General features: G+C 46.4%; 13 protein-coding genes. 7 read left to right on the top strand and 6 right to left on the bottom strand.

What is annotated here, in order from left to right; all coding sequences use genetic code 11:
* Window positions 1-191: 191 nt before the first annotated feature.
* The 3 genes from G395_RS0118370 to G395_RS29735 all read left to right on the top strand — a co-directional run bounded on the left by G395_RS0118370 (window position 192) and on the right by G395_RS29735 (window position 1,876).
* Complete coding sequence (locus G395_RS0118370) at window positions 192-665, top strand: GNAT family N-acetyltransferase (protein ID WP_051350243.1); 474 nt, start codon at window positions 192-194, stop codon at window positions 663-665.
* The gene (locus G395_RS0118365; RefSeq protein WP_026631393.1) at window positions 665-916 is read left to right on the top strand and encodes a hypothetical protein; all 252 of its coding nucleotides are present in this window, start codon (window positions 665-667) and stop codon (window positions 914-916) included. The genes G395_RS0118370 and G395_RS0118365 overlap by 1 nt, the downstream gene beginning before the upstream one ends.
* A 144-nt stretch (window positions 917-1,060) precedes the next feature.
* Window positions 1,061-1,876 carry a hypothetical protein gene (locus G395_RS29735; RefSeq protein ID WP_051350257.1) on the top strand — a complete coding sequence of 272 codons (816 nt, stop codon included), beginning with the start codon at window positions 1,061-1,063 and terminating at the stop codon, window positions 1,874-1,876.
* Here G395_RS29735 and G395_RS0118355 read toward each other — a convergent pair.
* The 4 genes from G395_RS0118355 to G395_RS0118340 form a co-directional block, all read right to left on the bottom strand.
* Window positions 1,869-3,572 carry an alpha-amylase family protein gene (locus G395_RS0118355; protein WP_084439707.1) on the bottom strand — a complete coding sequence of 568 codons (1,704 nt, stop codon included), beginning with the start codon at window positions 3,570-3,572 and terminating at the stop codon, window positions 1,869-1,871. The two genes, G395_RS29735 and G395_RS0118355, sit on opposite strands and share 8 nt — an antisense overlap.
* Window positions 3,573-3,654: 82 nt before the next feature.
* Complete coding sequence (locus G395_RS0118350) at window positions 3,655-4,554, bottom strand: histone deacetylase family protein (RefSeq protein ID WP_026631391.1); 900 nt, start codon at window positions 4,552-4,554, stop codon at window positions 3,655-3,657.
* A complete protein-coding gene (locus G395_RS0118345) occupies window positions 4,555-4,980 on the bottom strand; it encodes a DUF1810 domain-containing protein (protein WP_035361717.1) in 426 nt (141 codons plus the stop codon).
* A gap of 104 nt (window positions 4,981-5,084) precedes the next feature.
* Window positions 5,085-5,765 carry a hypothetical protein gene (locus G395_RS0118340; RefSeq protein ID WP_026631389.1) on the bottom strand — a complete coding sequence of 227 codons (681 nt, stop codon included), beginning with the start codon at window positions 5,763-5,765 and terminating at the stop codon, window positions 5,085-5,087.
* A gap of 621 nt (window positions 5,766-6,386) precedes the next feature.
* Here G395_RS0118340 and G395_RS0118325 point away from each other — a divergent pair.
* Genes G395_RS0118325 through G395_RS0118310 form a run of 4 tightly spaced genes read left to right on the top strand, consistent with a single transcriptional unit; the run spans window position 6,387 to window position 8,724 of the window.
* On the top strand, window positions 6,387-6,896 hold the full coding sequence (locus tag G395_RS0118325; protein ID WP_026631388.1) for an RNA polymerase sigma factor: 510 nt from the start codon (window positions 6,387-6,389) through the stop codon (window positions 6,894-6,896).
* 8 nt (window positions 6,897-6,904) lie between these two features.
* Window positions 6,905-7,477 carry a hypothetical protein gene (locus G395_RS0118320; protein ID WP_026631387.1) on the top strand — a complete coding sequence of 191 codons (573 nt, stop codon included), beginning with the start codon at window positions 6,905-6,907 and terminating at the stop codon, window positions 7,475-7,477.
* 11 nt (window positions 7,478-7,488) lie between these two features.
* Window positions 7,489-8,376, top strand: coding sequence for a hypothetical protein (locus tag G395_RS0118315; RefSeq protein WP_026631386.1), 888 nt, complete (start codon window positions 7,489-7,491; stop codon window positions 8,374-8,376).
* 24 nt (window positions 8,377-8,400) lie between these two features.
* A complete protein-coding gene (locus G395_RS0118310; RefSeq protein ID WP_026631385.1) occupies window positions 8,401-8,724 on the top strand; it encodes a hypothetical protein in 324 nt (107 codons plus the stop codon).
* Window positions 8,725-8,840: 116 nt separating this feature from the next.
* Here the strand turns inward: G395_RS0118310 and G395_RS0118305 are convergent, their stop codons facing one another.
* Entirely contained in the window at window positions 8,841-11,402 is a 2,562-nt protein-coding gene (locus tag G395_RS0118305; RefSeq protein ID WP_026631384.1) for a TonB-dependent receptor, read from the bottom strand.
* Between the two features lie 269 nt (window positions 11,403-11,671).
* On the bottom strand, window positions 11,672-13,225 hold the full coding sequence (locus G395_RS0118300) for a SusD/RagB family nutrient-binding outer membrane lipoprotein (RefSeq protein WP_035361715.1): 1,554 nt from the start codon (window positions 13,223-13,225) through the stop codon (window positions 11,672-11,674).
* Window positions 13,226-13,230 lie beyond the last annotated feature (5 nt).

Here is a 13,230-nt window from a genome sequence, read left to right as displayed (position 1 = left end):
AAGCGCCGCATCCAGGTTGAAATAATTCCTGTTTATATTAAAATCGGCATATATTTAAACTTCTCCCAGAAGCCTAATTTGGAATATAACAAGATTATTTTGCCTCAAAACCTATTTGAAGATTTACCCCATGAAATAGTTGGCCTTTTCAACTATTTTCGACCTGACTTACATGCTTAACGACCGCAGTAATGACGGGAATGACCATTTACAAGACAGCTGAAACAGATCAGGAGTTTGAACAGGCGAAAGAGCTTTTTGAAGAATATGCCAACTCCCTCGACATTGATCTGTCATTCCAGAATTTTTCTAAAGAACTGGAATTCATCCGCCAGCAATATGACCAGCCAACCGGCGCGCTTCTGCTCGTTTACAAAGACGACCTGCTGGCCGGCTGTACGGGAATCAGGCGCCTGGACGACGAGACGGCGGAATTAAAACGCATGTATGTCCGCCCAGATTTTCGGGGATTTAATTTTGGTAGATCATTACTTGAAAGCGCCATTCTTTCGGCAAGCAAGCTGGGTTACAAAAAGATCCGGCTGGATACTTTGAGCAGCATGACCAAGGCCAGGAGACTTTATGAATCCTTTGGCTTTCAGGCCATCGAGCCCTATTATTTTAACCCTATCCAAGAAACGATTTATATGGAGCGGGTCATTTGATGTGGCGTGTCTTGCTGCTGGTTTTGGGATGTTGCGGTCAGGTTTCGCGCGTCGGCAGCATTAATGCATTTGAGCTGTATGCGGAAGGATTTATTGACAAACACATTTCCGTCCGGGTTGGCAGGCAGGCGTTGACTCTGGATAACGGCCGGATTTTCTCAGTCTCTGATTCGGGCAAAGTCCCGGTTTGGCATTATCTGATGATTTCTTACACGCCCCAGTTGCTGCATTGGAAGCAAAGTGCTGAGTAGCAAATATTTCATTTCAGCGAAGAAGCCTGGCCCGGCGCGAGACCAGTGTGCTATGAAGGCCATTTCAATCGGAATATGTATTTTTGCTGGCACATACGCCGGTTATTTCCGGCAGCTTTTAATATTCCAGCATCCGCCTGTCTATTGTCAACGCCATTAACTGCCATTTCAGAAGAATATTTCACGCCGTTCGAGCATGCTGAACGGTATGTTTTGCCTGAAAAATTCACATTCCCATTCAACTATAAACCGCATCCACTGAGCTTGTTAGCCGTTTCTATGCTGCAATCGCATCTGGAAACACAGCAGGAATGGGCACACAATTTCGGCTTGTCTGACGATCCTGAGAATATTATTGGTAAAATGTTCGGCGTGCTTGTGGTAGAAACAGAGCAGCGTGAGGTCGGCTATCTCGCTGCCTTCTCCGGAAAGCTGGCCGGCGGAAATCACCATGCCAAGTTCGTCCCTCCTATCTTCGACGGCGTCGCAGAAGGCGGCTTCCTGAATGCAGGCATGACCGAGCTTTCACGCATCAACAAGGCGATTAAGGTGCTTGAATTTGACAAAAGTGAAGCATTTGAAACACAGATTCAAAACTTGAAATCAATCCGGAAAAGTCACTCGCTTTCCCTGCAAAATGCGATTTTCGATCAATACAGCTTCCTTAACCAGGCAGGCACCCACAAGAGCTTGCGAGACATATTTTCCGAAGCTTCTTACAAAAACCCACCTGCGGGCGCAGGTGAATGTGCTGCTCCTAAATTACTTCAACATGCATTTTTAAATAAAATGAAACCACTGGCTATGGCTGAATTCTGGTGGGGAATGTCTCCCAAATCTGCCTTTTGGAAACACGGACAGTTTTATCCGGCGTGCCAGGAAAAGTGTGCGCCTATCCTTGCCCATATGCTGGCAGGAACTCCTATGGAAGCCAATCCCGAGCATTCAGCCACTATTTAATCCGGAACCATTTGTAGCCGTAGCCATCAAGCTTAATGCTGTATTTCCCATCGGAAGCCTTCTGATCATCTTCATCAATCAAATCAACCAATAAGTTATTTCCGGGAATGTTAATCCGCGACTGTGCCGGCCGATCGCTGAAATTGTGCAGGATCACCAGCGCTTTTCCTTCGTGCTCATACTGGATGGCGAAAACAGCAGCTGAACCGGCGTCCAGAATTTTATATGTTCCTAACCCGATTTCCGGGCAGGATTTGCGGAGTTTGATCAATGCTGTTGTCCAGTTCAGCAATGATGCTGAGTCACGTGTCTGGTCTTCAACATTGATTTTCTTATAACCGTGATCCCCAAAATCAATCACCGGACGGAAGGCTGTATCGGCTGTGGTGAAGCCGGCATTTTTTTCGGCTGTCCATTGCATAGGCGTGCGCACAGAAATGCGCTCCTTTAAACGAAGGTCGTCGCCCATCCCGAGTTCATCGCCGTAGCGGATCACGGGAGTTCCCGGAAGAGAAAATAACAAGCTGTAAGCCAGCTCCATATGCTTGCGGTTGTTACCCAGCATGGTTGCCAGCCGCCGCCGGATGCCCCGGTCGTAAAGCTGCATGCTGGTATCCGGGCCGAATTTAGCATAAACCTCCTGCCGTTGTTTGTCTGAGAGCCTTCCCAGGTCTACTTCATCATGATTGCGCAGGAAATGTGCCCATTGTGAAGCATCCGGAATGATCTGCGTTTCAGAAATGGCTTTTTTGAATGGATCAATGTTGCCGGTTGCGAGCGCATAAAACAAATGCTGGTTGGCAAAGAAGTTGAACATCATTTGCATGCCCTCCCCATTTTTTCCAAAGTAATTCTGATTTTCCTCAGGCATAACATTGGCTTCGCCAAGAATTACGACATCAGCTCTGCGCGTTTGTGCAAACTGCCTGATATCCATCAGAAATTTGTAATCCAGCTCGGGTTTTTCACTGCCTGTTTTAGGCACTTCAATAATAAATGGCACCGCATCCAGGCGAAAGCCCGAAACGCCCTGACCCAGCCAGTAACCGATGATTTTCTGGCTTTCTTCCACGACGGCGGGATTTGCAAAGTTCAAATCGGGCTGAAAAGGGTAAAAACGGTGGTAATAGTATTGCCCGGCCAGTGTATCCATATCCCAAACCGCCTTTTGCACGCCCGGGAACACCATTCCTTTGTTATAGTCTTTCGGCAGCTTGTCGGACCAAATGTACCAGTCCCGATACTTGGAATCCTTGCTTTTTCGGGCTTGCTGAAACCAGGAATGCTGATCGGATGTGTGGTTAATTACGAGATCAATAATCACCCGCATGCCTCTTTTTTGTGCTTGAAAAACGAGTTCGGCGAAGTCGCCGCTTGTCCCCAACTTCTCGTCAACTCCATAAAAATCTGCTACATCATACCCATCGTCCTTGCCCGGCGTAGGCTGAAATGGTGCCAGCCAGATTGCATCCACACCCAATGCACGGATATAGTCCAGCTTTTCGATCAGACCTTGAAAATCGCCGCGGCCATCTCCATCGCTATCCTTAAAAACCCCTACTTCGAGGTTATATATAATGCTGTTTTTAAACCAGATGTGGTTTTTTAGGTCGACCGGCGCGAGTTTGTCCTGCGCCTGGCCGTATGCCGGCAACATGAGTAATGTGAAAAGCAAAAATTGGCTGAGCTGCTTCATTGAGTGCATTTTATGTTCAAATATTTTCGTCCTGGTTCGAATAGCGAGCTGTTTAAAAATTGTGCCCGGTTATGATGCTAACCTAAAATATTTGTCTCGCGACCCGATATGTATTCGCGTGCGCATTCAAAATGGTCCTGAGTTGCGGAGAATAACCGCCGCCCATGCTGCATTGCATTGGAATGTTGTGCTTGTGGACCAACTGCATCACCATTTCGTCCCTTAACTGGCACCCCCGCTCCGTGCACGACATCCGCCCGATCTTATCGGTTTGCAGAATGTCAACACCTGCCTGGTAGAAAATAAAGTCGGGCTTTACCTGCTCTATCAGTTTGGGGAGTGTGTTTTCCAATATCTTTAAATAAATATCATCACCGGTTTTGTCATCCAGCGGCACATCAAGATCACTCTTTTCTTTTCTAAAAGGATAGTTGTTTTTTCCATGCATGGAAAACGTAAAAACCAGCGGCTGATTCGTGAAAATCTGTGCTGTTCCATTGCCCTGGTGCACATCCAGATCAACAATAAGGACCTGGCTGCACAACTTCTGATCAATTAAATACTGGGCTGCAACGGCATGGTCGTTAATCATGCAAAATCCTTCCCCGAAATCGCGTCCTGCATGGTGCGTGCCGCCTGCAATGTTGAATGCGATCCCCGTTTCCAATGCTTTAAGCGCGCCTTGCACCGTCCCGTTAGTGATCCGCAACTCACGTTCCGCAAGCACAGGCGACTGCACAAAACCGATACGCCGCATTTCCTGCTTGCTAAGCGCTCCCTGAACGATCCGGTCCGCATAAGCGCGATCGTGGACTGCATAAACCGCCTGTATATCAACAGGTTCCGGACTGAAAAAATCCGATTCCACCGCAACGCCTTCGCGCAGTAACTGCATAGGGAGCAGCTCATATTTATCCATCGGAAAACGGTGCCCGTCCGGCACCGGGTATTTATATATAGGGTCAAACGCGATGGGGAACATTCAATGCTGTCTATTGAGGATTTCGATGGTTCTCTGATCCGGCTTACCATCAAAATATTTATCGAGGACGGCCTGGAAAACAGGATCTGCGCCCTCGGTCATACTAAATAAAGTCATACTGGACCGTAACTTCATATCATCAGGGCTGCCCAGGATCTCGTTGGCTGATTTGCCTTCGATAGCCAGGATCGCATTTGAGATTTCAATCAATCTCTTGCCCAAAACCGGATTTTGCAAGTAACGGTTCGCCTGCCCAATATCCTCAATGGCATAATGCACCGAAGTGCCACTCATCCCCAACCCTTTAATCTGCGGAAAGACATACCATATCCAATGCCCCTGCTTCCGCCCCCGCCGTATCTCCGCCAAAGCCCCAGCATAATCCCGCTCCTGGGCGGTAATGAATTTATCAAGGTCTGATTCCATATTGCTAGAAATTAGTATGGCTTCATAATGAACAAAAGCTTGCCAGCAAGAATGTTGGATTAGTGCAATGTCATATCGTCTCTGTTGGTCATATTCTTAACTAGTTATACTGCTAACAACTGACTGACACTGGCTTTAACATGGTCAATTTTGGCAAAGAACGGGACCAACTCAGGCTCAATCCACCCTACCAATTCGTATAAGCTCATTCTTACGGCAATAGCCTGTGAACAGTCGATCCGGTTTTCATTAAAGCATATTGGTTCGCAATGGTTTACGCGGTTTCTGAAATCTCTTATCATTTCTAATTTGGCATAAATACTTGCTCGATTTTCGAAAGCAGGCTTATGTTTAAAAACCTGTATTGGACGACCGTTCATCAGTCTGTAATTTGCAGGCTCAAAGAAGGCTATCCAGAAACCAAATGTCTGATCAGAGATCACCCTCCCACATGTGACAGGCGTTTTGGCTTTTCTCAATTTATTTTCTACAGATTCGACGCATTTCCGCAAATAGAAATTTGATTTTTCGAGTGATCGGTCATTCATGAATCCAGCTTTCTCATTAATGATCCAACTGCTATCGTTAAAATGTCTGGCTAAAACGGAATCAATAGCGTTTCTAAGAACAACCTCAAACTGGCTAATTAAAGGGTGAAAGGCCTCTGATAATGCTATCCCCGCATTGTAGAGATGCCCAGCCCGATCATCATTGTATGCACTCGCTATCAAATATCTGTCATATCTCGGCTTCGATAAATATCTATTTCGCAAACTCTTTTTCATCCTTTTTTGGAATTTCCAGTATAATGTGTTTTGTTTGTATCACGTAGGCCTGGTCAAGCCTCTTTCCTTCGTGGAAACGTAACCAGGTAGAGTTAGGGAGTTCTGTACAGAGCTCCCTTTTTTTGTCAAAAAAACACAGGCAATTGATCATTCCAATTGCTGTGTTCTTCAAACGTCGAAACAATGCCTTGTCTTAGGTGTCCAAACACTCATAGAAGCGCTTAGGGAGTTTTCGCTGATCCTCACCGTAACAAGGCAAAACGTTCAAATTATTCAAAAGCTATGTTTTTTTGAAGCGCGAATATTCCGCGGATTTCTTTAGAAAACAACCTCGAACACAACGATATAAGTGTGACTTATACTTTTTTTATTGAAACGTTCTCGAATCAAAAATGATGGGGACAACCTTCTCGATCTTTACTGATAAGGGCCAAGGGATTTGCGGAATTGTAATCTTTGTGAGACAATGGAGTAATTACTTTTTGGCTGACGCTCTTCATAAAATGTTAGATTTATAATGTGTGACGACGCAAGTTAAGATAAGAACAAATTCCTACACACCCATACAACCTTTTCCCCTTCTTGCGGCCTCTTTAAGTTGAGTACCCTAAAAAACAATGTATGACATCTGAGGCTGAGCTTATTTCAGGATGCCTTTTGCATGACCGGATTGCCCAGCGGCAACTGTATGATCGCTATAAGAAGGCAATGTATACGCTTGCTTACCGGATTACCGGGGATTTCGATGATGCTAATGATGTGTTGCAGGATGCATTTATGGACGTTTTCAAACACCTGAACCAATTCCGTGGCGACTCGGCGTTGGGCGCCTGGATCAAGCAGATTGTTATCAGAAAATCTACAAAAAAGAAAAAAATCGTGGTCTGGCATGACCTGGCAGAATATACGGGCGAAATCATCGACTGGAATGATGTAGAAATTAACACGGCGCATCTGGAAACAGCCGTGCGTTCATTGCCAGATGGTTTCAGAACCATTTTCGTGCTGGCAGAGGTGGAAGGCTACACGCACAAAGAAATCGCAGCAATGCTCAACATTACAGAAGGAACGTCCAAATCACAACTATTTCATGCAAAGAGAAAGCTGCGCAGCATGCTCTCCCCAAAATAATCACCACTATGGAAAAGAATCAGCATACATTAAAAGAGGCCCTGACCAAACTCCCGCATTACTCTCCTGGTGAGGGTGTTTGGGCATCGTTACAGCAGGAGTTGAATGAGTTACCATTAAAAGCAGCGGCACAGTCTTTACCAGAATATGAACCGGATGAAAGGCTATGGCAACTGATTGCGAATGGGCCAAAGATCAACCGAACTGCTCATTTCTGGCAGTATGCGGCCGCAGTGGCTTTGTTAATGGGCGTTGCAGGGGTTTGGTTTATTGGAAAGAAGTCCGGTAAACAAATCGCTTTCAGGCAGGAAATGGTTGATGAGCGGCTGCAAACAAAAGTGGACCAGGTTACTGACCAGCAATATGAAAAGCTCAAAGCATATTGCGAAACGGAGACGTTAATCTGCGCCAGCAATGATTACAAAAGGTTGCAAAATGAATATGAGGATTTGGTCAATGCAGCGACCCAGTTGCAGCAGGCCATCGGAGAATACAATGCAGAGCCCGACCTCGTGCGCCAGTTTGCAGACATTGAACAACAAAAGGCTGAAGTGTTGAACGAAATGGCCAAAATGATATAATTCCCTAAAACATGAAACAAATTTTTTATCTCAAAATACTCATGGCCATGCTTTCGGCTGCCGCCAGCCACATTGCCGCTGCACAGAGTGTATTACAAGTGGCAACGAAGACCATTGAAAAAAACATAACGTCACCCGATATACGCACGCTGCACATTTTTGCAGAGAAAGCAGACATTGAACTGACCACCTGGGACAAGTTGGAAATATCCATTGTCATGGAGCTGTCGGCGAGGCACCCGGAGAAAAGCGTTGCTGCGAATGACCTTTCCAAGGTTCAGTATATAGCCGACCGCAACGGCAAAGATTATTTTCTGCGTAACTATATTGTTCTGAAAGACGGAGAAAGCAAACCGGTCTCGAACCTCCGGGCGCGGTACAAAATCCATCTGCCCGCATCCTGCGCAGTGGATTTGAAAAATTCTTTTGGCACAATCACATTGAAAGGCCTAACGAACAGCTTGCAGCTGAAAGCCGATTTTTGTACAACAAATCTCATAGAAATCACGGGAAAAGGACAAATGCAAACCTCTTTCGGCGAGCTGAAAGGCAGTGAAATATCCGGCACTTTCACCTTCCAGAGCGATCATACGAAAATGTCATTATTAAGCATTGGCGGGGTAATCAAGGTGGATGCTGTTTACGGGGACATTGAGCTGTTTCCGACGAGCGGGCTCACAAGCCTGGGCGTAAAATCCAGGAAAGCAGAGATCACTTTGCAGACCAAAAACTGGCAAAACTTTGACTACACCATCCAAAGCGCCTATGCCACCATGAAGCTCCCTAACGGTTTCAAATGGAAGCGCAATACAGCGGATTTCAAAGAAGCATTTTTCTCTAAAAACCAGCTGGCAAACGTCGATATCAACGCAGAATTTGGCAGAGTGACGGTTAAGTAAATTATCTTATTCCAAGTATTAAGTATGAAAAAAGGCTTGACACCGCTTTTGTTCCTATTCGTCCTGCAATACGCTTTTGGCCAGGACAGCATTCCAGTTAATCGGTTTAATGTCAGCATTTTGCGGGATCTGATCGTCTCGCGATACAGGCGTACCAATATCTGGGGCAATGCAAAAGTGCGCTGGTACTACAACATGAACAGCCGGATGCGAAAGGGCTTGAACGCTAACAATTTCAGCGGTGCCTATCTTGCCTTTTCTTACGACCAGCAGCTCCACAACCCTATCCAGGAGGCGCTCCCTTCCCGCTTGCTTACAGGACTTACGGCACTGCCCGTCCGCATTTGACTTCTAAGCTCGCCGTTGGTTTTACATTTTAATACATAAAAAGAGAAAACATTATACAAAAAGAGAGCCGCATAACACGGCTTCTCTTTTTAACTGATGAACCTTAAACTGACTTATTACAAAGAATATCTCAGCGTTACCCCATAAGTTCTCTGATCACCAACGATTCCAGCGTACTGTCCGTAACTGCCCGGTGCGGCAAGCAATTGTTCGTAATAATCTTTGTTAAACAAGTTGCGTCCCCAAAGGAAGAATGTGATGCCGTTGGAAGCTCTGAAACCCGCTCTAGCGTTTGTCAGACCGTAGCCGTCGATGTTCAGATATTGTGATGGTGATGGGCTGGAGGAAAATTCCGAGCGATAATATTCATCCACGCTCAGGAAGAAATTACCTTTTAAGCCGAGCAATTTTCCCTTCGCAACCACTTCACCACCCACAGAGCCAGACCATTTAGAAATTCCCGGCAGACGTCCACCGGAAACATCTTTGAAAGCCTGCGGCCCGCCGACTTCTTCCAGAGGAACCGGAGCATTGATGAATTTAACATATTTACCATCTGTATAAGCCACCGCAGCATTCAATGTCAATGCGCCAAAACGAATATTACCATCCAATTCCGCACCCTGTACACGCACGTTTTCAGCATTGGCCAGGTAACCGCGGTTCACGCCAGGTTCCGGCGTTTGCACCTGCGTTTGAAAATCATCAATGTCGGAGCGGAAGAATGTCAGGTTCAATACCGAGTTACCTGTTGGTTTTGTTTTGATACCAAATTCTTTGTGCTCAACAAATTCCGGTTTTACTTTCGCCAGATCAAGCAAAACGGCCCCGTTTGCTGTTGGTAACCCACCCACATTCACACCAATTGGCTTAAATCCAACAGAATACGTGGCATATGCATTGAAACGTGTGCTGGCCCTGTATTGGACTGATAACTGCCCCGAGAAATTGCCCTCAGCATAATCTGTATTGAAAGCCTGGTTGCTGTAAACGCCGTTTTTCAGTTTCAACAACTCCGCATCGGTTGTCTGCAAGCCACCGTAGGCCACCCTGCTGTAATCCACCACTTTCTTATCGTAATTGTAACGAACCCCAGGAAGAATGTGGAACTTCTCAGCCACAGCCCAGTCAGCTTGTGCGAAAACCGCCAAACTAGTGCTTTTAATACGGTTTGTTGTTCTGATACCAAAGTTATCGAACAAGCCTGGTGTTTGCCATAACGGGCTGGTAGAGCTTTGCGCGAACCTCCATTGTGCAGAACCCGCTTCTTCTGTTTGTACCGGGTCAGAAGTCAGGTCTTGCCAAAGGCCGAATACGCCGATCACACCGCTCAGCTTCGGAGAAATTTTTCCTGAATAACGCAGTTCCTGTGACCATTGATCATGTGCAGAGTTACCCGAGGAAATTGTAAATACAGGCAGTCCGATATAATCCCGGTCATTCAAAGGCGTCCATTTCCAGTAACGCCACGCAGAAGTAGAGGTCAATGTTCCGTTTCCGATTTTGATATCTGCATTCACAGAAACACCACCCAAACGGTTATCTGCCTTGGAAGGCGTGTCCAAGTCCAGTCTGCGCTCGAAAGCACTTTTGTAAGGAAGTGTGTATCCCAGATCAGCAATAATGCTGTTAAACTGTCTGTAACCAGCCCTTTTGGTTGTTACAACCCCGGCCACCGGCCAGCCGTATCCCGTAGGTTTTTGATCTGAAACATCTCCGATCACCGTAATGTTAACCTTTTCCGAAGGCGTGTACAGCAGCTGCCCTCTTACACCAATGTTGTTGATATCATTGATCGGCAGTTGCGTATGCTCATTGAAGAATGTGCCGTTGCGTTGCGTTCCTGTAAAAGACACCCGGGCGGCAAGTTTTTTGCTCAATGGACCCGTTACCGAAGCTTTTGCCTGGATATATCCCAGGTTACCATAGCTTAGTTCGAGGTTGGCGCCGGTTGTAAAGCTTGCGGCGCGCGTTGTAATGTTAAATGCACCTGCGGTTGTGTTTTTACCAAACAGCGTTCCTTGTGGTCCGCGCAAGACTTCAACACGCTCAATGTCAATAAAATCCAATGCGGTTGCCGCCGGACGTGCATAGTAAACGCCATCCACATAAAAACCTACACCAGGATCGATCCCGTCATTGGTAAGTCCGTAAGTGGAGCCCAATCCGCGAATGTTCAATGTGGTATTTCTAGCGTTGGAAGCGTAAAGCTGAACTGTCGGCACCAGTTCTTTCAAGCGATTTACATTAAATGCACCTGCGTCCTCAGCTCTGGTCCCGCCAATTACCGAAATGGGGATAGGCACTTCCTGGGCAGATTCCTGCCGGCGGCGGGAAGAAATCACAACGTCGTCAAGCTGTGTGTTATTCTGTTCCAGTCTTATGTCGACTTTACTCTCATTGATCAGAAGTTCCTTTTTCACATAACCCACATAGGTAACGATCAAGGTAAAGGGCAGGATCTGGCCTGTAACAAGGCTGAACTCACCATTTGAATCGGTAACGTCGCCATTGGTCGTTCCCTTGATGGTCACCGTGGCACCTATGAGCGGTTCGCTGGTGCTGGCATCCAGCACTTTCCCGGTTACCGTAGCATTAACGGTGGCATCTTGCGCAAATAAATAGAGGGGAAAAAGAAGGGCAATTGTTAGAATGGCTGTTTTAAAATAATTTTTCATGCTTACTGCAATTAGCGGTATAATGGTTGTCTGGTTTAATTGAAGTCAGAAAGTTGAAAAGCAACCTCCTGGTTGTAATGCAATAATGTACCGCCAACAATAAGAGCCTTTGCCTAGGATAACTGAATGCATAAAGGAGTTTGATTAGTTTGGTCACAAATATATAAAACATAAACTATATAGAGTTAGTAGGTTAGTAAAAAAGTTAAAAAAAGACGCAATAGCGGCCCTGTAAAGCCACCATTGCGTTTTTTTAATCCTATTCGTGGTTATTTATTCCACCAAAGTAAGGTGGTAATGTCGTCGTTCCCCTGTGCTTTCACCGCATTCTGGTAATTGGCGAGGTTCACGCTTTGTTCTTTTGGCGGATAATATAACCGCAATGGAACTCCCTCACCGAAAAGCGGCTGAAACTTATAATCCGTCGTCTGGCCATTCGCAGTCCTGCGCCAAACCACATCGCCGGATTTTACCAGGAATGTAGGGTAACCAGTGCGGCGGATCTCACTCCACGCTTCATCGCCCTGGGTATAAAGTGCCAGGTATTTTTGGTTCAATACATTGGCCTTGTCGGCTTTCGGAAGCGCTGCGACATAAGTCGTAATGTCCGCCGGAGCAACGCCCCATTTTTGCAGAGAGGCAGTAACGCCGTTGATGTACGCCTGCTGATCCCAGTTTTTATACTCTGAAATCAGGAAAGAAACTTCCGCATATTCCTGCAAAACCTCACCATAATTGGCTGCATTAACTGCCGCTCCCGGAAGACTCACGTCTGTGGCTGTCAGTAAGCCTGCTGCTGCAACCGGCAATCCGTAAGGTTGGCCTACATACTCGCCCGCTGCATTCTTTGTAGCGTAGATAGGCAATCTGGGATCCTGCACTTTTACAGTTCCAAGCTCACCTTTCAGCACATTAATAAGCACGTGGGAAACGGCAAAGTCCTTTCTGTTCGCCGTTACAGTTGCGCGGAAGAGCGGTGCTTCGTTAGGCGCCAGTGCCTGGTATTTGAAAACCGCATTGTCTGCATTAGATGTGAAAACACCTTTTGCCAGAGCATCCTCAAAGTGTATATTTGATTCTGCCGGAAGCTTGGTCCTGATCCGGGTGGCGATCCGCAGTCGGAGCGAATTCGCAAATTTGGCCCACAACTCATTTTTGCCTTTGTAAATCACATCATAGTTGCCGAATGTGTTGGCCGTTTTGTATTTGATCAAAGTGTCACCGGCTGCCTTCAACTCATTCAGAATATCCTGATAGATCTTTTGCTGGCTCGCATAGGCAGGGCTCAGATTCTCGGGCGTCTGCTGCAAAGCCTGAAACTCGGGGTCCGGATTGCCATACGATTGGTAAGGAACATTCCCGAAAACATCGGTCAAGCCTTGAAAGGCATAGGCTTTCAAGATCCGCGCAATAGCGATCTGGTTTGCATTCGTACCCGCCACACCAGCAGCGGCAACATCCTTCTTGGTCGGGTCCGAGTTCAGGATAATGATCTCGTTCAGGTTATTAAGCGCCTTGTAAGCATTGCTCCAATAAGTATCTGAATAAGAACGCGGAATGTCATAACGCGACTGGTCACTGTAAATGTTCTGACTGTAATACTGAGCGAACAGCTGCGTGCCGCGCAGGGAGCTGTTTTCGTTCCGAATGTTGTCAATAAGCTGTTTTTCAGCCGATAGGAGTATCGTGGTCGTCGTCGTATTTCCGGGACGGTTGGGATCTTTGTTAATTTCCTCAAAATGGCTGTCGCTGCATGAAGCAAGGAATGCGAGCGCACCAATAGCAAGAGGAATAAGGCTTTTTTGATATATGGACTTTTGCATGGTCT

It is taken from the genome of Dyadobacter alkalitolerans DSM 23607 (genome assembly GCF_000428845.1).
Taxonomy (GTDB): domain Bacteria; phylum Bacteroidota; class Bacteroidia; order Cytophagales; family Spirosomataceae; genus Dyadobacter; species Dyadobacter alkalitolerans.
Note: the sequence above shows the minus strand (reverse complement) of the source record. Positions and strands in the feature narration are given on the sequence as shown.